Origin of the sequence: Bacillus sp. SJZ110 (genome assembly GCF_006715455.1) — a bacterium.
GTDB lineage: Bacteria > Bacillota > Bacilli > Bacillales > Bacillaceae > Bacillus > Bacillus subtilis.
The window spans coordinates 823,050-844,774 of the sequence record NZ_VFNF01000001.1 but is presented as its reverse complement, the minus strand read 5'-3'; the positions used below and the strand labels follow the sequence as shown (position 1 = coordinate 844,774).

The window sequence follows — 21,725 nt, the reverse complement described above, 5'->3', positions numbered from 1 at the left end:
TGGCGGGATGAGAGATTTCTATTGCACAATACCGTTTCGAATGGCAAAAACGACTGCCTGTGTCCGGTCTTGGGCATTGCATTTTTGCAGGATGCGGTGCACGTGGGTTTTCACAGTGCTTTCACTGACGAAAAGCTTTTCAGCAATATCCTCATTTCTCAGTCCGTAGGCCATTTGCTGAAGAACCTCAAGCTCTCTTTTGGTGAACGGCTCTGCCAGTTCTTCTGGATGGGGCTGTTGCTTCGCCCGAAATGTCTCACTGATAATTTTAGCAGCTGTGACTGTACGGAAAATCGCCTCGCCTCTGGCCGCAGCGCGAATCGCATCTATCAACTCTTCAGGAAGTGTATCCTTCAGCAGATAGCCGACTGCGCCCGCACGGATGCCTTCAAATACGTATTCCTCCGTGTCAAAGGTCGTTAAAATGACAATCTTTGTATCTGGAAGGGCGGACATGATGTCTTTCGCCGCTTCGATGCCTGAGCAATGCGGCATCTGGACATCCATGAGGATGACATCGGGTTTTGTTTGTTTTGCGAGTGCTATAATATCGCAACCGTCGCCGGCCTCACCAGAAACCGTCATATCCGGCTGTGCGTTGATGACGTAGCGGAAGCCTTCACGCACAAGCGGCTGATCATCGGCAAGCGCGACGCGTATGTTATCTTTGTTCATCTTTTTGCTCCTTATGCGTTGTCATGAGCGGCAATGACAGCTCAATTTTCAGGCCGCTCGGCTGTACGGCACTGAAAGTAAGGGAACCGCCTGCTTTTTCTGCGCGCTCTTTCATTCCTGTCAGGCCAAATCCATAAGTAAGGCTGCCGGTGAATTGTCCGTCGTCGGTGATTGTGATATAGAGATGGGACTTGTCGTTAGAAATGACGGCCGCCGCATGAGAAGCGTCAGCGTGACGAATGATATTGGTCAGCGCTTCCTGCAAGATGCGGTAGATCGTTTCGCTCACGTTTGGAGGCCAAGACTTTTCTGACAGTCCGGCAGTATCTAAAGAAACGTGCAAGCCGCTCCGTTCCTCCACTTGATGAATGAGCCCCCGCAAAGCGGTAAGCCCCACCATCGATTCACTACGGCCCATTTGGTGAACGACAGACCGTACTTCTTGAAGACATTCCCTGGCGACACTCAGTACATTTTGAATGACTTTTTCTGAATCCTCCTTGCTGCTTTTGAGGATATAGGGAAGAGATTGAAGCTGAACAATCACAGAAGTCAGCTCGTGACCGATACTGTCATGAATGTCGCGGGCGATTCTTGTACGTTCCTCAAGGACCGCGTACCTTAATGAAAGAACAGAAGCCTCCTGCAGCTCTGCATGCGCTTTCTGGAGTTCTTTATGAGCATGCTCCAGCTGCACATGCATTTTTGCCAATTCAACATGATTCCGCTCAGCCTCTTTTCTCGCTTCTCGCCTGAAGCGCATGGAGGAGAAGAAGACGTAGAGTCCGATCATGATCGAGATGTTGCTGATGATAGTATTCAAGCTTCCTCCATGTGAGGATAGGAGTAATATGTTGCCTCCAATTAAACATGCTGTGAAGATTAAGGATAGCCGTGAAGGGAGTCTAAAGGCGGCATATATCATTAAAAATACAATCAAAAAATAGGCGGCACCCTGCTCTTGGCCGGAAACAGCCCAAAAGAAATCGGTCAGGAGCCAGAGTCCGATGAATATGCTCAAACTAACAGCAGTGGATGCCACATAGGGAATGATCCAAATGAATGCTAAGTATACCGCAAATACAAATGCTAACAAAATGGGATCAGCCTTAGTTGGATGAGATAAAAATTGTATGCAATTCAAAATGAGAATAAGGCTCGGCACAAGCTTCTTGTAGTAGTGCCGAGCCGGAGTTTGTCCGTTCATGCTGGTCCTTCTTTCGGTTATTGAATGGATACTTTGCCAGCGGTCAGTCGTCTGTATGCTTTGTAAAGCATGATGTTGCGGGCTGTGATGGTGCCGAGGGGAACGAAGAACATAGAATGAATAATGGCAATAAACATCTCGTTGCTCTCAGGCAGCCATGTTCTCGCGGCCATGCGCAAAGAAAGTATCACTAGAATGAGGATAACACTCCCAAGTGAGCCGCGTGAAGTGACCTTTCCGGTTTCCGGGTGAATCCGTACATTTACCATCTTCCCAATGCCAAACCCGCAGGCCAGCCCGATCAGTAATAAAATGCCGCTGATCGCCACATGTAATACGGAATGAAAATACGCCGGCTGAAACGATGCAGATACGCCCCATAAGAGCAGCAGTGGAATGATCAGCAACTTCCCGGGCTTTACCGTTCTTTCTCGATACATCGATAAAATAATAAGAATCAATACAATAAAAATATAAGGGCTCATCGCCATGTCATCAAATCCTTTCTGCATTAAGCATAGCGAAAATAGGAAAGAAAAACGTCAACCGGCAGATTGATTTTTCAGCTCTATACTTGTTCGCGCTGCATAAAGTCATGTAACATGGCGTGAAAATGCTGAATGTCTTCGCTGTTTCTTTTCCACATCATAAACGTTTGGGACGCAGGCAATTCTAGATGTGCAGGCGTGCTGACAGCCATCAGCTTTTTTTCGGCTTCTTCCTGTTTGATAATGTAGGTAGGGAGGAAAGATGCCCCCATTCCCGCTTTCATCATGTGGACAGCCGTATCCGTCTGCCCGACAGCCATCATTTGAAGATACGGGTAATGTGATCGGATGTTATCTAAAAAGGCATCCCCATATGACGGATGATCATGCGTTAGCAGCCGATAGCGGGTTAAGACGGATGCAGCATCCGGTCTGCTTTCTTGGAAAGGAGCCGCCAGACAAAGCGTACCTTCGCATATATGCTGATAATAAAGAGTGTTGGTGTTCGGGTCTTTCCGCGACAAACCAATATCAGCTTCATTGTGTTCCACCGCTTGTTTAATAGCGTCAGATCCAGCCACATGAGTTGAAAGCTCGACATGCGGATGTTTTTGGATATAGGCTGGCAGAAAGCGAGGCAAGATATAGGACGCAATGTAGGGGTGTACGGCCAGCGTGAGTGATCGGCTGTACCCCTGTTTCCATTGACTGACTTTCTGCTTTCCAGCTTGGTAAACATGGATCATTTCTTTGGCATAAGGCAAAAAGAGCCTGCCTTCGTCAGTCAGTACGACTCGTCTTCCGCTATGCAAAAACAACCTCATGCCCAGTTCATCTTCCAATTTCCTCATATGCTGAGAAACGGCAGGCTGTGTGAGATACAGATGCTCAGCCGCCTCCCTGAAGCTCTCTGATTCCGCTGCGGCAATAAAGGTTTGCAGCCATTTTAAATCCATGAAATATCTCCTTCACTGCAAGTTATCCATAACAAATTGTTACGTTTACATGCGTATTTGTTTATCACTGATTATACATCGATTCGTTTAGTATACCTATAGAACGAGAAAATAGAGAGAGGGATTCATATGAACATATACGTAGAAGCAAATCCATATTTACATGACAAGTATTCAAAATACGCGGATGAAAAATATAAGAGAGAAGGAAACCCATTTGTATCCTTTCCAATTCATTTTGATGACATCCCGTCCGGAGCAAAGACGCTCGCACTTACTTTCATCGATCATGACGCCATTCCCGTATGCGGATTCAGCTGGATTCACTGGACAGCGGCTAATATTCCGGCTTACATCGGAGAGCTTCCTGAACATGCGAGTGAGGAAAGACAGGACTTGATGATACAAGGGCAAAACAGCTTTGCTTCACCGCTTGCGGGAAGCAACGATCCAAAGGTGATTCACCAGTATTGCGGGCCGACACCGCCTGACAAGGATCATGCGTATACATTGACGGTCTATGCTTTAGATGCTGAGCTGAATCTTCAGCCGGGCTTTTACTTGAATGAGCTCTATCAAGAAATGAAAGAGCACATTCTTGCTGAAACCTCTATCGAATTGCTGGCAAGGGTTTAAGCTAAAAAATATGAAAAAACTATTAATAAACGATTAAACTTCTTAAAAATGGATGTGGACCGGTTCTAAACACTATATAATGAAAACAGGTCATTTTTTAGGAGGGTTTACATCATGGCAATACTTGTTACTGGCGGTGCCGGTTACATTGGCAGCCACACATGTGTTGAATTATTGAACAGCGGCTACGAGATTGTTGTTCTTGATAATCTGTCCAACAGTTCGGCTGAGGCGCTGAACCGTGTCAAGGAGATTACAGGAAAAGATTTAACGTTCCACGAAGCGGATTTATTGGACCGGGAAGCGGTAGATTCCGTTTTTGCTGAAAATGAAATCGAAGCTGTGATTCATTTTGCAGGGTTAAAAGCAGTCGGCGAATCTGTTGCGATTCCCCTCAAATATTATCATAACAATTTGACAGGAACGTTTATTTTATGCGAGGCCATGGAGAAATACGGCGTCAAGAAAATCGTATTCAGTTCATCTGCGACAGTATACGGCGTTCCGGAAACATCGCCGATTACGGAAGACTTTCCATTAGGCGCGACAAATCCTTATGGGCAGACGAAGCTCATGCTTGAACAAATATTGCGTGATTTGCATACAGCCGACAATGAGTGGAGCGTTGCGCTGCTTCGTTACTTTAACCCGTTCGGCGCGCATCCAAGCGGACGGATCGGTGAAGACCCGAACGGAATCCCAAATAACCTTATGCCGTATGTGGCACAGGTAGCAGTCGGGAAGCTCGAGCAATTAAACGTATTCGGAAATGACTATCCGACAAAAGACGGGACAGGCGTACGCGATTATATTCACGTCGTTGATCTCGCAGAAGGCCACGTCAAGGCGCTGGAAAAAGTATTGAACTCTACAGGAGCCGATGCATACAACCTTGGAACAGGCACAGGCTACAGCGTGCTTGAAATGGTCAAAGCCTTTGAAAAAGTGTCAGGGAAAGAGGTTCCGTACCGTTTTGCGGACCGCCGTCCGGGAGACATCGCCACATGCTTTGCAGATCCTGCGAAAGCCAAGCGGGAACTGGGCTGGGAAGCGAAACGCGGCCTTGAGGAAATGTGTGCTGATTCCTGGAGATGGCAGTCTTCAAATGTGAATGGGTATAAGAGTGCGGAATAAGAATGGAGGCCTTCTCAATAGAGAAGGCCTTTTTTAAAGAACAAGGGTGCCTGAACAGGCACCCTTGTTAGCTGTTATTTGATTTTCACAATAACATCATTACTGAATTTTAGTTTCCAAGTGCCTTTTGCATAAGCTTCCTTGTCCACCTCAAATGCTTTCACATCTGTTACTTTAATATTAGGATTTAGATCACTTAATATTTTAGAGTTGTCAACTTTTGTCTCAGTTGCATAGGTTGAAGAAGCATCGATATCAGCATCATAAGAAGTGCCATCAGCATCAACTAATTTAACAGTTGGAATTGAAAAAGAGCTAATCGGCTTTTTAGATACGTTTTTAATTGTATATTGAACTGCTACAATTGTACCACCATCAGATGCTTTCTTTTCAACATATTGAGTACCGACAGTATCTCTGTCCTCTACCTTCGTAACCGTCACTTCAGTTTTTTCAGTTTTTACGGTATCACCGATATTGTATGTTTTTTCAGTTTCTGCTTTGCTGCTGCTTGATGTTTTGGAAGTGGCTTCTGAGCCGCCTCCGCCGCCAATCATATTACCGATAATAATGATGACAACAACTGCGAGAATAAACGTAATGATTTTATGTCGCATAAAAAAGTTACGTTGATCCTTACCGCAGTTAGGACATTTTTTTACACCCTTTGCAATTTCTTGACCGCAAGCTTTACAGGGTACTAGTTTTCCTGCCATTATATTTCCTCCTATGTAATAAAATGTACGAAACATATGTACTATAATGCCTATATTATTTCGCTTAGTCAATATAAAATTATGAATTTCTTATAATTATTATCATTTATAGTTAAATTCACTTGTAAAATATATGCTTTTTTTCTTATCGGTTATATCTGTTCTTTTTTAATAGATAAATCGTATTTTTTTCCAGCTTATCTGATGAAAACTCCGCAAATACCCCTTGAACCAATTCGAACCGTCCCTTATAATGCTAATATTGGAAAGTGAAAAGGATATGATAAAAACAGTGGTTTTCTAGGGTTCCGCAATGCAAATTGGACTGTGACCGAGAGAAAACACATAGCAGCTTGGCTGTTATGACACGGTGGGATAAAAGCCCAGGAGTTTCTGCTCTTTTTCGAGAGCGTTCTCCTGGGTTTTTTTATTTGCTAGAACAGAACAATGAAAAGGAGTGTTTTCGTGATGAAAAAGAGAATGCTGGATGTACTTATGCTTGTGATTGGCGCTTTTTTCTTCGCGCTTGCGGTTAATTTATTTGCGATTCCCAATGATCTTGGGGAAGGCGGAGTCACTGGGATTACGCTGATTTTGTATTATCTGTTTCAATGGTCTCCTGGTGTCACGAACTTTATCTTAAATGCGTTTTTGCTTTTAATCGGCTACAAGTTTCTTGATGGAAAAACAACGGTTTATACGATCATTGCGGTTGCGGCAAATTCGCTTTTTCTTCATCTGACACATGGGTGGAGCATTCCGTCTGATGAATTGATCATTAATACGATTTTCGCAGGTGTATTTGCCGGAGTCGGGATCGGCATGATTATCCGGGTCGGCGGGACGACGGCCGGTTCCGCGATTCTGGCCAGAATTGCTAATAAATATTTAGACTGGAATATCAGCTATGCACTCTTGTTTTTTGATTTAATCGTAGTATTTAGCTCTTATTTTATTATTGGTGCAGAAAAAATGATGTTTACGATCGTGATGCTGTATATCGGTACCAAAGTGATGGACTTCATTATTGAAGGTTTGAATACGAAAAAAGCCATTACGGTCATTTCAGAAAATAAGAGTGAGATTGCAGAGCAGGTAAATACCTTGATGGATCGGGGCGTGACGATTTTATCAGGGAAGGGAAATTATACGGGCCAATCAAAAGAGATTTTGTATATCGTCATTAACAAACAGGAGCTGTCTATGCTGAAAAAAATCATTAGAAGCTGCGACAAAAAAGCGTTTGTGATCGTTCATGACGTACGCGATGTGTTTGGCGAAGGGTTTGTGGATATATCTAAATAAAGAAAAATCCCTCTGTACTTGAAGCAGAGGGATTTTTTCAATTAGAACGGATATTTGCGGTATTGCTTCTGTATCGAAATCCATTTGGTCACGGTAAATTCCTCGACGACCCACGGATTGCCGAAACGGCCGACACCGCTTGCTTTGTTGCCGCCAAAGGCAATATTCGGCGAATCATTGACGGACTGGTCGTTGACATGGGTCATGCCGCTGTCAATTTGCAGGGCGAACTTTTCGCCTTTTTCTAAATCAGAAGTGAAAACCGCAGAGCTGAGGCCGTATTCAGTATCATTTGCCATGTCAATCGCTTCCTGGTCGCTGCCAGCTTTAATAATGGTTGCGATTGGGGCAAACAGCTCCGTTTGGGCAATTTTGCTGTTGTTGTCCGTACCGACAAAGACGTACGGCGTCAGCACGTTTCCGACGCGTTTTCCTTCAAACGCAAGCTCAATGCCGTCTGCCTTTGCCTGCTCAATGATCTCTAGCGCTTTCTCGATTTGGCGCTCGTTGATCAGCGGGCCGACAACGGTTTTCGGATCGGTTTGATCGCCGTACGGAAGCTGTTTGACACGGGCGGTGAACTTTTCTACAAACTCATCGTACACATCTTGATGAACGATGATCCTGTTGATAATCATACAGATTTGTCCCTGGTGAATAAATTTTCCGAAAATCGCGGCATCCACAGCACGATCGACATCCGCATCTGAAAGAACGGCAAATGGATTGTTGCCGCCGAGTTCAAGGGCCATTCGTTTGAAGGCGCGACCGGCGATTTCACCGATGTGGCGCCCGACTGCGGTTGATCCCGTAAAGCTGATTAATCTCGGGATTGGATTGGTGAGCATGCCGTTTCCGATTTCCTTTACATCCGTCAGCATGACGTTAAGGACACCGGCAGGAAGACCGGCGTGTTCAAACGCTTTCGCAATGATGGTCCCGCCGGAAATAGCAGTTTGGATATCAGGCTTGTGAACAACACTGTTACCCAGCGCAATTGCGGGCGCAATGGATCTCATAGATAAATTCATTGGAAAATTAAATGGAGAAATCGATGAAATGACACCTAGCGGAAGGCGGTAAATCTTATTGGTTTTCCCTTCAATGTCGGATGGCACCTCTTTGACGCCGCCTAATTCACCAGTATACGTCATGGCTTCATCTAAAATCGCAATCGTTTGTTCCAGCTCGATCGTTGATTTAATAATCGTTCCGCCAGTTTCGCGGGCGATCATCATGATGATGTCATCACGGTTTTCCTGTAAATAGCCGCGCGCTTTTTGCAGGACGGCTTTTCGGTCTTCCGTTGTGCTCTTGGCCCACTCTTTTTGGGCTTTCTGTGCAATGTCAAACGCATCCTCCAGCTGTTTGCCCGTTGCCAAAGATGCTGTTGTGATCACAGACTGGTCATACGGATTCAAAATGTCCTCCGTACGTCCGTTTTCTCCCTCAGTCCATTTTCCGTTGATAAAACTTTTGTTTAACGTTTCGAAACTCATAAGATGACCCTCCTTTGGTCCTGCATATCCTCTTCTATTTCCGCTGAAGCCAATATGTAAACGAATGAGGTTTCCCTTTCAGTTTCTCGTCTATCTATACCGGATATACTCTTTTTTAGTGGAGAACATGTGTGTTTCGCCTTATACTGAATATACAGATCCTTACATAAGAGAGGAGACTCTATGAAATCGCTGCTGGCTATTTATCCCGGTTCGATTGTGTCTGAGGAGCTTTGCATAAGGGAAGGCTGTCTATGTTTTTTTGATGAGAGCAATCAGAGATATATCTCCATTCCGAAAACAGAGATCAGTGAAAAAGAAGTATTGGTGCTGCAGTCATTTTTGACGCCTGCGGATGAGGGCAATCAACTGTCTATGAAATCACCTGAGGAAAACAAGTGGTTTTCATTCCTTTTTTCCAGAGAGGAATTGCCGGCGTATATAAAGAAACGGACGAGATTTGTTCACTTTCATTTATTCGGCAAAATAGAAAGGACGTCCTTTACGGAAGCGGTTCGCCATTTTTGGCCGGTGTCTTTTGTGATTGTGTGGATCCATGAGGACAGAGGCGTGATTGTCGAGCAGGAAAGTGAAGCGACGGCGGAGAAGGACGAACTGGAATCGCTTGCTAAGGTTCTTGAAAGTGATTTCTACTTCAGTGTCCGTTTTTACGCCGGAAGATTTTACGAGCCGGATGAGTGTCTGCGAAAACATTTCGCTCGTGAACAGGCGTATTTCCTGTTTGCTGAAAAACGGCTGCCTCAGGTGCAGAGTGTGACCTTTGAGATGATCTTTCCTTTTCTATTATTAGAAACAGAAAAAGAAAAACTGGAAACGCTGCTCTCTGAAGAAGCTGAGCTTTTATTTGGAAGTGAAGCTGAGCTAAGGAAGACCATTAAGCTGTTTATTGAAAACAACTCAAACGTCACATTAACAGCGAAAAAGCTGCATCTGCATCGCAACAGCCTGCAATATCGGATTGATAAATTTATTGAGCGGTCAGGGATAGATATCAAATCGTACAAAGGCGCGCTTCTTGCCTATTTTATCTGCCTGCAAAATGAAAGTTCAGAATAAATTGGAAATATGCACGAAAAATGGCTGGGTGATTTTATGAACGCTGCCCATTTTAGCGAGAGGGAATTGCTGTTACACTCAATATAAGAAAGCGTTTACAATAATAAAGGGGGATGTTAGATGGCTGAATTGCGGATGGAGCACATTTATAAATTTTATGATCAAAAGGAACCGGCGGTTGATGACTTTAACCTTCATATTGCCGATAAGGAATTTATCGTATTCGTCGGCCCGTCCGGCTGCGGGAAATCAACGACGCTGCGAATGGTCGCAGGACTTGAAGAAATTTCGAAAGGCGATTTTTATATTGAAGGAAAACGGGTCAATGATGTAGCGCCAAAGGACAGGGATATCGCGATGGTATTTCAGAACTACGCGCTCTATCCGCATATGACGGTCTACGATAATATCGCGTTCGGGCTCAAGCTTCGGAAAATGCCGAAGCCTGAAATCAAAAAAAGAGTCGAAGAAGCCGCTAAAATTCTCGGGCTGGAGGAATACTTGCACCGCAAACCGAAAGCGCTGTCAGGCGGACAGAGACAGCGGGTCGCGCTTGGGCGGGCAATCGTGCGGGATGCAAAGGTGTTCCTGATGGATGAGCCTTTGTCAAACCTGGACGCCAAGCTGAGGGTGCAAATGCGGGCGGAAATCATTAAGCTCCACCAGAGACTGCAAACCACAACGATTTATGTGACGCATGACCAGACAGAAGCGCTGACGATGGCGACACGGATCGTAGTCATGAAAGATGGGAAAATTCAGCAGATCGGGACGCCGAAGGATGTTTATGAATTCCCTGAAAACGTCTTTGTCGGCGGGTTTATCGGATCACCGGCGATGAACTTTTTCAAAGGAAAGCTCACGGATGGCTTAATCAAAATCGGTTCTGCGGCATTAACCGTCCCGGAAGGAAAAATGAAAGTGCTGCGTGAAAAAGGCTACATCGGCAAAGAGGTCATCTTCGGCATCCGTCCTGAGGATATACATGATGAATTGATTGTCGTGGAATCATATAAGAACTCTTCGATTAAGGCGAAAATCAATGTTGCAGAGCTGCTCGGTTCTGAAATCATGATTTATTCGCAGATCGACAACCAAGACTTTATTGCGCGGATCGACGCCCGCCTCGATATTCAATCGGGCGATGAGCTGACGGTCGCATTTGATATGAACAAAGGCCATTTCTTTGACAGTGAGACAGAAGTGAGAATCCGATAAGATCAAAAAAACCGGACATGGAGACATGTCCGGTTTTTTTGCTATTGAAAATCTCAGAATCAAACCGATGAAAAAGGAGGAAGAAATAGACAGAAAGCAGGAGAACGATGAAACGATTGTTTTTAAGCATCTTTCTTTTGGGCAGCTGTTTGGCGCTTGCGGCTTGCGCTGATCAAGAGGCGAATGCAGAGCAGCCGATGCCAAAAGCGGAACAAAAGAAACCGGAAGAAAAGGCAGTACAAGTTCAGAAAAAAGAAGACGATACATCCGCATGGATCAAAACAGAGAAACCGGCAAAGCTGCCGATTTTGATGTACCACAGCATTTCTTCAGGAAACAGCCTCCGTGTGCCAAAAAAAGAATTCGAGGCGCATATGAAGTGGCTTCATGATAACGGCTATCAGACATTAACGCCGAAAGAGGCGTATCTCATGCTGACGCAGGATAAAAAACCGAGTGAGAAGTGCGTGCTGATCACATTTGATGACGGGTACACCGACAATTATCAAGATGCGTATCCGGTGCTGAAAAAGTACGGGATGAAGGCAACGATTTTTATGATCGGCAAATCGATCGGACATAAGCACCATCTGACAGAGGAACAAATGAAGGAAATGGCACAGCACGGCATATCGATTGAAAGCCATACGATTGACCACCTTGAACTGAACGGATTAACGCCTCAACAGCAGCAAAGTGAGATGGCTGATTCGAAAAAGCTGTTTGACAACATGTTTCATCAGCAAACCACCATCATCAGCTATCCGGTAGGGCGCTACAATGAGGAGACGCTGAAGGCCGCTGAAAAAACAGGCTATCAAATGGGCGTGACGACAGAACCGGGCGCGGCTTCGAGAGACCAGGGAATGTATGCCCTCCATCGTGTGCGCGTGTCCCCAGGCATGTCGGGCTCGGCTTTTGGTGCGTACATCGAATCAATGAAATAAAAAAAGGCGGCGTTTAATCGCCGCCCCCTCCGCCGCCACAGCCGGAATCGCTGAAACCTCCGTCACTGCCGCATCCATCATGGTGTGAGCCGTTGTCTGAATAACCGAAATACCCGCTGTCCGCCTGCTGGCGGCTTTTATTATCCGATGACTGCGGCTGAATGACTGAAAGAAAAACAATAATAGCTATTATCAATAAGATCACTATCACTTCTGGTCACTCCCTTTTTTCACCATATCTGTTATACGGATGAAACGCTGACCGGTTTCATTTCAAAGTGATCGATTCTTTCAGGCGGTCTCTGAGCCAGCGCTTCAGCACCCCACGTCCTTTGTTTGACAATAAAGTGCCGACACGCCAATACATAGGGGGATGAGGAGCGAACTGAAAATCAATCAATCTGAAAAACCAGCTTTTATCACGGGTGAGAGAATCAATTTGAAGCTCGTCTTCACCTGCTTCAGAGCTGTAGGCACTTTGTTTCTGTATGTCCTCATCCTGCCGAACCGCCAAGATTCTCAAGGCTTCAGCCATTTGTTTGTAACCGCCCCCCAGCAATGATGCGCCAAGGTTGTCAGCACGCACCTCCATCCATTGTGAACAAAAGGATTGATAGAGCTGGAACAGGATAATGATTGCCATAATGAAAGCCCAAAGCGCAATTTTGTTGGCCTCGGGATGGGTGATATGTTGCTCAAATAAGAGGAAAATCCCAACGACAGCTCCAAGATATAGAAAACGCAAAAGCTGTGATGACAGAACGTCACGTTTTTTGATATGAATCGCCTCATGGGCCAGAATGCCTTCAATGACACGCTGTGGAAGTGTTAGTGTGGCGCTTGTTAGGATGACCATTGACCTCCCGACATTCATGCCTACTGCCATTCCGTTGTAATCATCACTCTCCGTTTCGTATATGCGGACATGGGAAATGCCGGCCGATCGGAAAATCTTATCGGCCGCTGCCTGTACATGCGGATGATGACAAGGCTTGGCGTCCATCGCCGCCCGCAACACACGGTCTGACATATACATGTTGAATACCCAATACAGGATTACGGCAACAGCCATGACCCATGGAGAGGCGTGTAATGCGTATAACGCGAGCACCAATAAGGCGTAAGCGGATACCCCTTTTACGCTGGCGGCAAAATAAAGCTTACCGAGCAGCCGCTTCACATTTTTTCTATGATAAAACGGCAAAACAGAAATTACATTGTCCACATCGTTTTCTGCATCTGTGTACTCCTGGAGAATTGTTTTCCATTTTTGCGGTTCCTTCACCGTCAAAAACAGTGTTTCGCCGGGAAGAGACAGTTTAATGACTTGCTGAAAGCTTGTTGTTAAATCTAGACGTGATGAATACATCGTCAGAAGCGGATGGAGCTTTAAGAGATCTGCCGTTGATTCAAGCTGAATGGCCTTCAAATCGGAAAGCGGGTATGTACGGATTTCATAGTGTGAGCAGATATGCAATTTTTCTAAGGCTGCTGAATAAAAAACCTTTACGCTAAAAACATTCAGTGTTCGCTTCACCAGTGCCCCTCCGCCGGAGATCATGCCGAAAAGGATTACATATTTGAGAGGGCTTGTGTCAGGTCCATAGATGAAAAAAATAACAGCCCCTGCAAACACAATGGCGGTCAGCGTAATGTCTGACAGGAGACGTGTTTTGTTTCTGGCCAGCTCGATTTCCTGCCAGTCTCCCGAAGGTTTTTCCGCACGCTCTGAAACAATGAGATCCATTGCGGTCCAATAGCAGAAGAACATTGTCGCGATTGAGACTATGCCGTCCATGAATGAGAGATGAGAGAAGATGTAAACCGCAGCGCCGACCCAAAGAACAATATCAATCCAGAAGTCTACGGCCGGAATGAATTTTGCTGCCAGGGCTGATATCAAATAAAATCCCAGCCCGAGAAGCATAAAGAGAAATAGATGAGTTCCCATAGGCATGCCATATTCCTTTCTATCTAGTATTTCCAACTATTACTATAGCATGAGGCGGGAATTTGCAAAAATATGGACATGCAAAAAAGCAAGCTCTTTCGTTTGACGAAGAACTTGCTTGCGGGGATCAATAAAACTGGTGCAGCAGCAATAAGGTTAAGGATACTGTAATCGCGCCCCCGATGCGGGTAGACACTTGGGCGAAAGGCATTAGCTCAAGCCTTTCAGCGGCGCTTAAAATGGCAACGTCACCCGTGCCGCCTTGCCCAGAATGACACGCATTGATTATGGCGGTTTCAATCGGATACATGTTCAGCCATTTTCCAGTGAAGAAGCCAACGGCCATCATGGTCACAACGACAGACAGAATCGTGATAATATTGCTGAGGTTAAAAGCGGCGACAAGCTTGTCCCACGGAGTCATGGATACCCCAATCGCAAAGAGAAGCGGGTAGGTCACAGCTGTTGAAAAGAAGCGGGACACTCCAAACGCACCATTTTCAATTGAGGCAGGCACCAATCTGAACAGCTTTATGAGAACAGCCAGTAACAGCATGGCAACGGGTGCCGGAAAACCGAAAAAATCGTGAGCGAGCATGCCGACTAAGTATAAAGAAACAGCAAGGATACCGCCTGACGCAAATAAAGAAAGGTTGAACATTTGCTGTCCGCTTTGAGATTCCTCCAGCGCAGGGGACTCTTCTTCGGAGCGGTCCACTTTGCCGTTGCCTGTCCATTCCGGTTTTTTCTTTCCGATGCGGTTCAGCAATCCCGCTAGAATAATCGCGCACAAGCTGCCCAGCATAATCGATGGCAGAACAAGTGCAAACGCTTCCCCTTGAGAAATGGGCATGATGTCAGAATATCCGATGGACAGCGGGATAGCGCCTTCTCCGACTCCTCCAGCCATAATCGGAATGACAATGTACAGCAGGGTATGCTGAAATCCGAGTCCGAGCAATGTCCCGACAGCCAGTCCGACAATAGCGGCTGTGACAGAACCGACAATAAGCGGAATAAAAATTTTCATGAATGCTTTTACGAGTGTTTCTCTTTTCATGCCGAGAATGCTTCCGACGACAATACCGGTGATAAACAAATATAGAAAGTTTGAGTTTTCTGTAAATTCTGTGGTGGATTTGACGATATCATTAGGCAGCAGGTGATAGTACACGACAGCGGACGGAATAAAAGTAGCTAGGATGGCCGGGCCGCCGATAGAACGCACAATCGGTATCGATTTGCCGATTTGGGCAAAGGTAAACCCGAAAAACGCCATGACGGCAATGGATGTCAAAATGTCACTTTTTACATCGTGATGCATAACAAAAACAGTGATTAATATAAACAGCAAGGCATACACAGGAAGCGGTATGATGCCTACTTTTATATTCATGGCTTTCGCAAACCAATTCTCTTTTCGAACCCCTTCGTGAATTGTATCCGTTTGCAATTGCATTTGTGTTTGAAGCTCTCCCATTGAAAAACCTCCCCTATTCTTGATGCAGTGAAATTGTTCACTATGTTAAGTATACTAAAAAATTGAAATTATTAATATATTAAAAATTTACTATTCAACTTTTCTCCACTTGCCGGTTCAAATGAAAAGAGGCATCCTGCCTAAAATTTGTTTATGACGGAGTGCTGAGAAACGAGTGCTGGTGCAGGGCAAGCATTTTGTTCGCAAGGAACGATGTGTTGATGTACGATAATAAAGGGTCATTTATCCTAGCAGCCGACATAAATAAGCAACAAAATAGACAAAAATCCGTCACATAGGGCGGGACTTTTTAGGTATTTTAGGCTTTATTTTTGAAATGAATCGTTGTAAAGTACTTAATATGAACCAGTCAGAGATTGTGTCATTTGGTCAGTCTGGCAATCTTGCATCATATTGGATGACTTTTTGACACATTTGTGAAATATTGAGCAATATTTTTTTCGTCTATTTTGTGAATTACTGATCAAAGTCTCGGTTCTATTTGTGAAGTAGTGAGCAAATTACAGTTTTAACCGGAAATGGAGGAGAAAGCATGAGTGAATTGGTATTAGCCCGCATACAGTTTGCATCAACAACGTTGTTTCACTTCTTGTTTGTGCCGATGTCTATCGGGCTTGTGTTTATGGTTGCGTTGATGGAGACTCTTTATCTTGTAAAGAAAAATGAGCTGTATCTCAAAATGGCAAAGTTTTGGGGACACTTATTCTTAATAAATTTCGCAGTCGGTGTTGTAACAGGGATTTTGCAAGAATTCCAGTTTGGACTGAACTGGTCTGATTACTCCCGTTTTGTCGGAGATGTATTTGGTGCGCCGCTTGCGATTGAAGCATTATTGGCGTTTTTCATGGAGTCTATTTTTATCGGATTATGGATTTTTGGCTGGGACCGCCTGCCGAAGAAAATTCACGCTCTCTGCATATGGCTCGTATCATTCGGAACGATCATGTCATCTTTCTGGATTTTAACAGCAAACTCCTTTATGCAGGAGCCGGTCGGCTTTACGATCAAAAACGGCCGCGCGGAAATGAATGATTTTGGCGCGTTGATTACAAACCCTCAGCTTTGGGTTGAATTCCCGCACGTTATTTTCGGTGCGCTTGCCACTGGAGCTTTCTTTATTGCCGGAGTGAGTGCTTTTAAACTGCTGAAGAAAAAAGAAGTGCCGTTCTTTAAGCAATCTTTTAAACTCGCAATGATCGTCGGCCTTTGTGCCGGTCTTGGCGTCGGCCTTAGCGGACACATGCAGGCTGAGCACTTGATGGAATCACAGCCGATGAAAATGGCTGCCAGTGAAGGCCTATGGGAAGACAGCGGTGACCCTGCTGCTTGGACCGCTTTTGCGACGATCGATACAAAAAATGAAAAAAGCTCAAATGAAATCAAAGTTCCTTATGCCTTGAGCTACTTGGCTTATCAGAAATTCAGCGGAAGTGTCAAAGGGATGAAAACCCTTCAGGCTGAGTACGAAAAAATATACGGAAAAGGCGACTACATTCCGCCAGTGAAAACGACATTCTGGAGCTTCCGCATCATGGTAGGAGCAGGTGTTGTCATGATTCTTGCTGCGTTAGGCGGCCTTTGGTTAAACCGCCGCAAAAAGCTTGAAAACAGCAAATGGTATTTGCGCATCATGATCGCGTTGATTTCCTTCCCGTTTCTTGCGAACTCCGCGGGCTGGATTATGACAGAAATCGGACGTCAGCCTTGGACGGTTATGGGGTTAATGACAACCGCTCAATCTGTGTCACCTAACGTAACAGCGGGCTCCTTGTTATTCTCAATCATCGCATTCGGTGTGATGTACATGATTCTTGGTGCACTGCTTGTCTTCTTGTTTATCCGTGAGATTAAAAAAGGTGCGGAGCATAGTGATCATCATGATGTTCCTGTATCAACAGATCCATTTAGTCAGGAGGTATACCATGGCATCTCTTCATGATCTTTGGTTTATACTCGTTGCTGTATTGTTTGTAGGATTCTTCTTTTTGGAGGGCTTTGATTTCGGGGTCGGCATGGCGACCCGTTTTCTTGGCCATAATGAATTAGAACGCAGAGTGCTGATCAACACGATCGGGCCGTTCTGGGACGCGAATGAAGTGTGGCTTTTGACTGGCGCAGGCGCCATTTTCGCGGCATTCCCAAACTGGTATGCAACGATGCTGAGCGGTTATTACATTCCGTTTGTCATAGTGCTGCTTGCGTTAATGGGCCGCGGGGTCGCGTTTGAGTTCCGCGGCAAGGTGGATCATTTAAAATGGGTAAAGGTTTGGGACTGGGTCGTTTTCTTCGGCAGTCTGATTCCTCCGTTTGTGCTTGGTGTGCTGTTCACGACATTATTCCGCGGGATGCCGATTGATGCCGACATGAACATTCACGCACATGTATCTGATTATATCAATGTATATTCTATACTTGGCGGTGTGACGGTAACACTTCTTTGCTTCCAGCATGGATTAATGTTTATCACGCTGCGTACGATTGGTGATTTGCAAAACCGCGCCCGGAAAATGGCGCAAAAGATAATGGGTGTTGTTTTTGTAGCGGTTCTTGCCTTCGCGGCCCTTTCTGCGTATCAGACAGACATGTTTACACGCCGCGGCGAGATTACCATTCCGCTCGCTGTTTTGATTGTCATCTGCTTTATGCTCGCGGCTGTATTTATTCGTAAGAAAAAAGACGGCTGGACATTTGGGATGACAGGCGCTGGTCTGGCGCTGACCGTGGGAATGATCTTTATTTCCCTATTCCCTCGCGTAATGGTCAGCTCGCTTCATAGCGCATACGATTTAACAGTAGCTAACGCTTCTTCCGGAGATTATTCGCTTAAAGTCATGTCAATTGCAGCATTAACGCTATTGCCGTTCGTCATCGGCAGCCAGATCTGGAGCTATTATGTCTTCCGGAAGCGCGTCAGCCATAAGGAGCCTATGACTTATTAATGGGAAAAGACCTGTTTCGATATAAAGGAATGAAGCGGATTCTCACCTTGATTACTTGTTTAACGCTGATTCAGACAGCCGCCATTATTATGCAGGCAGAGTGGCTGAGTGAGGCCGTAACCGGACTGTTCAACGGGAAGGGCATTACCTCTCTTTTTCCGGTGATCAGCTTTTTCCTCATCGCTTTTATCGCCCGGCACGGGGTGACGGTGGCGCGACAGAAAATCGTCTATCAATACGCCGCCCGGACAGGAGCAGATTTGAGGAAAAGTTTTCTTGATCAGCTGTTCCGATTAGGCCCCCGCTTTGCAAAGAAAGAGGGGACGGGGCAAATGGTGACGCTGGCGATGGAAGGCATCAGCCAGTTCCGCCGCTACCTGGAGCTGTTTCTGCCGAAAATGGTCAGCATGGCGATTGTGCCTGCGGCAGTTGTCATTTATGTGTTTTTTCAGGATCGGACATCAGCCATCATTTTAGTCGCTGCTATGCCGATTCTGATCATCTTTATGATTCTCCTCGGCCTTGTCGCGCAGAGAAAAGCGGATCGTCAGTGGAAATCCTATCAGAGACTTTCCAATCATTTTGTTGATTCTCTTCGCGGGCTGGAGACATTGCGTTTCCTAGGTTTGAGCAAGTCACACAGCAAAAATATTTTCTATGTGAGTGAGCGGTATCGCAAGGCAACGATGAGCACACTCCGGGTGGCGTTTTTGTCATCATTCGCCCTCGATTTTTTCACGATGCTGTCGGTGGCGACAGTCGCAGTATTTCTGGGCCTGCGCCTCATTGACGGCGATATTTTGCTTGGCCCTGCTTTAACGGCGCTTATTCTGGCACCTGAGTATTTTCTGCCGGTGCGGGAAGTGGGGAATGATTATCATGCAACGCTGAACGGCCAGGAAGCAGGAAAAACCATTCAAGAGATTTTGTCGCAGCCTGGTTTTAAAGAAGAGACGCCGCTTCAGCTCGAGGCTTGGTCCGATCAGGATGAGCTGAAGCTGTCAGGCGTGTCAGTCGGCCGTTCGGTGTCTGATATTCATCTCTCATTCAAGGGCAAGAAAAAAATCGGCATTATCGGTGCAAGCGGCGCCGGAAAATCAACATTAATTGATATTCTCGGCGGATTTTTAGAGCCGGATGGCGGGATGATTGAGGTTAATGGCACAAGCCGGTCCCATTTGCAGGACGGCAGCTGGCAGAAGAACCTTCTTTACATTCCCCAGCATCCGTACATTTTTGATGATACGCTTGGCAACAACATTCGCTTCTACCATCCAAGCGCTTCGGCAGAGGATACAGCCCGTGCTGCTGCGGCGGCAGGACTGGCGGAACTGGTGGACAACCTTCCTGAAGGATTAGAGGGGCGGATCGGGGAAGGCGGCCGGGCGCTCAGCGGCGGCCAGGCACAGCGTGTCGCGCTGGCCCGCGCCTTTTTGGGAAACCGTCCGATCCTGCTGCTGGATGAGCCGACCGCCCATCTTGATATCGAAACAGAATATGAAATAAAAGAAACGATGCTGGATTTATTTGAGGACAAGCTCGTCTTTCTCGCGACTCACCGCCTTCACTGGATGCTCGATATGGACGAAATTATCGTGCTGGACGGAGGCAGGGTTGCGGAAGTCGGGACTCACGATGAATTGCTGGCGAAAAATGGTGTGTACACCAAACTCGTGAAGGCACAACTGGGGGAAAGAGCATGAAGAAAGAAGAATGGATTTTGCCGTATATCAAGCAAAATGCCCGCCTGTTCGTTCTGGTTATCTTTTTGGGCGCGGTGACGATTTTTTCTGCTGCTTTTCTCATGTTCACCTCAGGGTTTTTGATTTCTAAAGCGGCGACAAGGCCGGAAAACATTCTGCTCATTTATGTGCCGATTGTCGCTGTCCGCACCTTTGGAATTGCCCGGTCTGTGTCGCGATATGTGGAACGGCTCGTTGGCCATCACATCATTTTGAAAATTGTATCCGACATGCGCGTCCGCCTTTACAATATGCTTGAGCCGGGTGCTTTGATGCTGCGTTCCTGTTTTCGCACGGGGGATATGCTCGGCATTTTGTCTGAGGATATTGAGCATTTGCAGGATGCTTTCTTAAAAACGATTTTTCCTGCGATCTCAGCCTTGCTCCTGTATGCTGTGTCAGTGATAGCGCTCGGCTTCTTCTCTTGGCCGTTTGCCATATTGCTTGCGCTTTATTTGTTTGTTCTTGTTGTATTGTTTCCGGTTGTGTCTTTGCTCGTGACGAGAGCGAAGAATGCGAAGCTGAAAAGCGGACGGAATGTGCTGTACAGCCGTCTGACAGATGCTGTGATGGGTGTCAGCGACTGGATGTTCAGCGGACGCCGGCATGCTTTTATTGATGCTTATGAAAAAGAGGAACATGATTGGTTTGAGCTTGAACGGAAAAAACAACGCTTTACAAGATGGCGGGACTTTGCTGCGCAATGCCTTGTCGCTGGCCTTATTTTGCTGATGCTGTTTTGGACAGCGGGACAGCAAGCAGACGGCGAGCTTGCTAAAACAATGATTGCCGCTTTTGTGCTAGTGGTGTTTCCGTTGACGGAAGCCTTTTTGCCGCTTTCGGATGCCTTAGGCGAAGTGCCGGGCTATCAGGATTCTATCAGACGCATGAACAAGGTGGCTCCTCAGCCGGAGGCGTCACAAACAGAATCAGGGGCTCAAATGCTCGATCTTCAAGATGTCACCTTGGCCTTTCGTGATGTGACGTTTTCTTATGATTACAGCAGCCAAGTGCTTGACAACTTTTCCTTTACGCTGCGCCAAGGAGAAAAAATGGCGCTGCTCGGCCGAAGCGGCTCTGGGAAATCAACATCGCTTGCATTAATCGAGGGCGCCTTGAAACCGGACTCCGGTTCTGTTACGTTAAACGGAGTGGAGACAGCGCTGTTAAAGGATCAGATTGCGGATGCGGTGGCCGTGTTAAATCAAAAACCGCACCTGTTTGATACAAGTATTTTGAACAACATCAGGCTCGGAAACGGAGAAGCAAGAGACGAGGATGTGCGCCGCGCCGCAAAGCAGGTCAAGCTGCATGACTACATTGAGTCATTGCCTGACGGATATCATACCTCTGTACAGGAAACGGGCATCCGTTTTTCCGGTGGAGAGCGCCAGCGGATCGCGCTTGCGAGGATTTTACTGCAGGATACACCGATCATCATCCTCGATGAGCCAACAGTCGGCCTCGATCCTATTACCGAACGTGAATTGATGGAAACGGTGTTTGAGGTGCTGAAAGGAAAAACGATTTTATGGATTACCCACCATCTCGCGGGAGTGGAAGCGGCTGATAAAATCGTATTTCTCGAAAACGGCAAAACAGAAATGGAAGGAACCCATGAGGAGCTGCTGGCGGCAAACGAACGATATCGCCGTCTATATCACCTTGATGTTCCTGTAAAATAGAAGACAGCCCTAAAAGGCTGTCTTTTTTGTTTGAAAAAGAAAAGGGACA

19 protein-coding genes and 1 riboswitch are annotated in these 21,725 nt (G+C 46.1%); of the genes, 10 read left to right on the top strand and 9 right to left on the bottom strand.

The genetic code is table 11. From position 1 onward, the window contains the following. Positions 1 to 18 precede the first annotated feature (18 nt). The 4 genes from yxjL to FB592_RS04240 all read right to left on the bottom strand — a co-directional run bounded on the left by yxjL (position 19) and on the right by FB592_RS04240 (position 3,326). Positions 19 to 675, bottom strand: a complete 657-nt coding sequence (yxjL, locus tag FB592_RS04255; RefSeq protein ID WP_038828900.1) for a two-component system response regulator YxJL — start codon at positions 673 to 675, stop codon at positions 19 to 21. Continuing rightward, positions 662 to 1,882 carry a two-component system sensor histidine kinase YxjM gene (yxjM, locus tag FB592_RS04250; RefSeq protein ID WP_038828898.1) on the bottom strand — a complete coding sequence of 407 codons (1,221 nt, stop codon included), beginning with the start codon at positions 1,880 to 1,882 and terminating at the stop codon, positions 662 to 664. Before yxjM ends, yxjL begins: the two co-directional genes overlap by 14 nt. Positions 1,883 to 1,899: 17 nt before the next feature. Next, entirely contained in the window at positions 1,900 to 2,373 is a 474-nt protein-coding gene (locus FB592_RS04245) for a CcdC protein domain-containing protein (protein ID WP_003243313.1), read from the bottom strand. Between the two features lie 77 nt (positions 2,374 to 2,450). Then, positions 2,451 to 3,326: a LysR family transcriptional regulator gene (locus FB592_RS04240; protein WP_041850349.1), complete on the bottom strand. Its 876-nt coding sequence runs from the start codon at positions 3,324 to 3,326 to the stop codon at positions 2,451 to 2,453. Positions 3,327 to 3,455: 129 nt separating this feature from the next. Between FB592_RS04240 and FB592_RS04235 the strand changes: the two genes are divergently transcribed. After that, positions 3,456 to 3,962 carry a YbhB/YbcL family Raf kinase inhibitor-like protein gene (locus FB592_RS04235; RefSeq protein ID WP_009968379.1) on the top strand — a complete coding sequence of 169 codons (507 nt, stop codon included), beginning with the start codon at positions 3,456 to 3,458 and terminating at the stop codon, positions 3,960 to 3,962. A 114-nt stretch (positions 3,963 to 4,076) separates the two neighbouring features. Beyond that, positions 4,077 to 5,096, top strand: coding sequence for a UDP-glucose 4-epimerase GalE (gene galE / locus FB592_RS04230; RefSeq protein ID WP_103803638.1), 1,020 nt, complete (start codon positions 4,077 to 4,079; stop codon positions 5,094 to 5,096). A 74-nt stretch (positions 5,097 to 5,170) separates the two neighbouring features. Here the strand turns inward: galE and FB592_RS04225 are convergent, their stop codons facing one another. Beyond that, positions 5,171 to 5,713 (bottom strand): DUF4352 domain-containing protein, encoded by a 543-nt coding sequence (locus FB592_RS04225; protein WP_120028571.1) that lies wholly within the window; start codon positions 5,711 to 5,713, stop codon positions 5,171 to 5,173. A 388-nt stretch (positions 5,714 to 6,101) separates the two neighbouring features. Continuing rightward, positions 6,102 to 6,204: riboswitch (guanidine-I (ykkC/yxkD leader) on the top strand. A 76-nt stretch (positions 6,205 to 6,280) separates the two neighbouring features. On the opposite strand from FB592_RS04225, the gene FB592_RS04220 reads away from it, so the two are divergent. Next, positions 6,281 to 7,117, top strand: a complete 837-nt coding sequence (locus tag FB592_RS04220) for a YitT family protein (RefSeq protein ID WP_003242615.1) — start codon at positions 6,281 to 6,283, stop codon at positions 7,115 to 7,117. A gap of 41 nt (positions 7,118 to 7,158) precedes the next feature. Here FB592_RS04220 and FB592_RS04215 read toward each other — a convergent pair whose 3' ends face one another. Next, positions 7,159 to 8,616: an aldehyde dehydrogenase family protein gene (locus FB592_RS04215; protein ID WP_141949300.1), complete on the bottom strand. Its 1,458-nt coding sequence runs from the start codon at positions 8,614 to 8,616 to the stop codon at positions 7,159 to 7,161. A 183-nt stretch (positions 8,617 to 8,799) separates the two neighbouring features. Between FB592_RS04215 and FB592_RS04210 the strand changes: the two genes are divergently transcribed. The 3 genes from FB592_RS04210 to FB592_RS04200 all read left to right on the top strand — a co-directional run bounded on the left by FB592_RS04210 (position 8,800) and on the right by FB592_RS04200 (position 11,858). Beyond that, a complete protein-coding gene (locus FB592_RS04210; protein ID WP_141949299.1) occupies positions 8,800 to 9,693 on the top strand; it encodes a PucR family transcriptional regulator in 894 nt (297 codons plus the stop codon). A gap of 120 nt (positions 9,694 to 9,813) precedes the next feature. Beyond that, positions 9,814 to 10,911 carry a maltodextrin ABC transporter ATP-binding protein MsmX gene (gene msmX, locus FB592_RS04205; protein ID WP_003242648.1) on the top strand — a complete coding sequence of 366 codons (1,098 nt, stop codon included), beginning with the start codon at positions 9,814 to 9,816 and terminating at the stop codon, positions 10,909 to 10,911. 107 nt (positions 10,912 to 11,018) lie between these two features. Beyond that, positions 11,019 to 11,858, top strand: coding sequence for a polysaccharide deacetylase family protein (locus FB592_RS04200; protein WP_041850354.1), 840 nt, complete (start codon positions 11,019 to 11,021; stop codon positions 11,856 to 11,858). A 13-nt stretch (positions 11,859 to 11,871) separates the two neighbouring features. Here the strand turns inward: FB592_RS04200 and FB592_RS04195 are convergent, their stop codons facing one another. From FB592_RS04195 to cimH, 3 genes are all read right to left on the bottom strand, one after another. Continuing rightward, positions 11,872 to 12,069 carry a hypothetical protein gene (locus tag FB592_RS04195; protein ID WP_049140902.1) on the bottom strand — a complete coding sequence of 66 codons (198 nt, stop codon included), beginning with the start codon at positions 12,067 to 12,069 and terminating at the stop codon, positions 11,872 to 11,874. A 57-nt stretch (positions 12,070 to 12,126) separates the two neighbouring features. Continuing rightward, positions 12,127 to 13,815: a M56 family metallopeptidase gene (locus FB592_RS04190; RefSeq protein WP_141949298.1), complete on the bottom strand. Its 1,689-nt coding sequence runs from the start codon at positions 13,813 to 13,815 to the stop codon at positions 12,127 to 12,129. Between the two features lie 121 nt (positions 13,816 to 13,936). Next, entirely contained in the window at positions 13,937 to 15,289 is a 1,353-nt protein-coding gene (gene cimH / locus FB592_RS04185) for a citrate/malate transporter CimH (protein ID WP_141949297.1), read from the bottom strand. A gap of 553 nt (positions 15,290 to 15,842) precedes the next feature. Between cimH and cydA the strand changes: the two genes are divergently transcribed. The 4 genes from cydA to cydC are packed head-to-tail and all read left to right on the top strand — an operon-like array spanning position 15,843 to position 21,676. After that, a complete protein-coding gene (gene cydA / locus FB592_RS04180) occupies positions 15,843 to 17,249 on the top strand; it encodes a cytochrome ubiquinol oxidase subunit I (RefSeq protein ID WP_014481318.1) in 1,407 nt (468 codons plus the stop codon). Further along, positions 17,233 to 18,249, top strand: a complete 1,017-nt coding sequence (gene cydB / locus FB592_RS04175; RefSeq protein ID WP_003244559.1) for a cytochrome d ubiquinol oxidase subunit II — start codon at positions 17,233 to 17,235, stop codon at positions 18,247 to 18,249. The genes cydA and cydB overlap by 17 nt, the downstream gene beginning before the upstream one ends. After that, positions 18,249 to 19,952, top strand: a complete 1,704-nt coding sequence (gene cydD, locus FB592_RS04170) for a thiol reductant ABC exporter subunit CydD (RefSeq protein ID WP_141949296.1) — start codon at positions 18,249 to 18,251, stop codon at positions 19,950 to 19,952. The genes cydB and cydD overlap by 1 nt, the downstream gene beginning before the upstream one ends. Beyond that, positions 19,949 to 21,676, top strand: coding sequence for a thiol reductant ABC exporter subunit CydC (gene cydC / locus FB592_RS04165; protein WP_141949295.1), 1,728 nt, complete (start codon positions 19,949 to 19,951; stop codon positions 21,674 to 21,676). The genes cydD and cydC overlap by 4 nt, the downstream gene beginning before the upstream one ends. The last annotated feature ends 49 nt before the right edge of the window (positions 21,677 to 21,725 follow it).

Coding starts and splice junctions, on each gene's coding strand:
- msmX (WP_003242648.1), top strand. CDS start 9,814: ATGGCTGAATTGCGGATGGAGCACATTTATAAATTTTATGATCAAAAG.
- galE (WP_103803638.1), top strand. CDS start 4,077: ATGGCAATACTTGTTACTGGCGGTGCCGGTTACATTGGCAGCCACACA.
- FB592_RS04225 (WP_120028571.1), bottom strand. CDS start 5,713: ATGCGACATAAAATCATTACGTTTATTCTCGCAGTTGTTGTCATCATT.
- FB592_RS04200 (WP_041850354.1), top strand. CDS start 11,019: ATGAAACGATTGTTTTTAAGCATCTTTCTTTTGGGCAGCTGTTTGGCG.
- cydB (WP_003244559.1), top strand. CDS start 17,233: ATGGCATCTCTTCATGATCTTTGGTTTATACTCGTTGCTGTATTGTTT.
- FB592_RS04235 (WP_009968379.1), top strand. CDS start 3,456: ATGAACATATACGTAGAAGCAAATCCATATTTACATGACAAGTATTCA.
- cydC (WP_141949295.1), top strand. CDS start 19,949: ATGAAGAAAGAAGAATGGATTTTGCCGTATATCAAGCAAAATGCCCGC.
- FB592_RS04220 (WP_003242615.1), top strand. CDS start 6,281: ATGAAAAAGAGAATGCTGGATGTACTTATGCTTGTGATTGGCGCTTTT.
- FB592_RS04240 (WP_041850349.1), bottom strand. CDS start 3,326: ATGGATTTAAAATGGCTGCAAACCTTTATTGCCGCAGCGGAATCAGAG.
- yxjM (WP_038828898.1), bottom strand. CDS start 1,882: ATGAACGGACAAACTCCGGCTCGGCACTACTACAAGAAGCTTGTGCCG.
- cydD (WP_141949296.1), top strand. CDS start 18,249: ATGGGAAAAGACCTGTTTCGATATAAAGGAATGAAGCGGATTCTCACC.
- FB592_RS04215 (WP_141949300.1), bottom strand. CDS start 8,616: ATGAGTTTCGAAACGTTAAACAAAAGTTTTATCAACGGAAAATGGACT.
- FB592_RS04190 (WP_141949298.1), bottom strand. CDS start 13,815: ATGCCTATGGGAACTCATCTATTTCTCTTTATGCTTCTCGGGCTGGGA.
- FB592_RS04245 (WP_003243313.1), bottom strand. CDS start 2,373: ATGGCGATGAGCCCTTATATTTTTATTGTATTGATTCTTATTATTTTA.
- yxjL (WP_038828900.1), bottom strand. CDS start 675: ATGAACAAAGATAACATACGCGTCGCGCTTGCCGATGATCAGCCGCTT.
- FB592_RS04210 (WP_141949299.1), top strand. CDS start 8,800: ATGAAATCGCTGCTGGCTATTTATCCCGGTTCGATTGTGTCTGAGGAG.
- cydA (WP_014481318.1), top strand. CDS start 15,843: ATGAGTGAATTGGTATTAGCCCGCATACAGTTTGCATCAACAACGTTG.
- cimH (WP_141949297.1), bottom strand. CDS start 15,289: ATGGGAGAGCTTCAAACACAAATGCAATTGCAAACGGATACAATTCAC.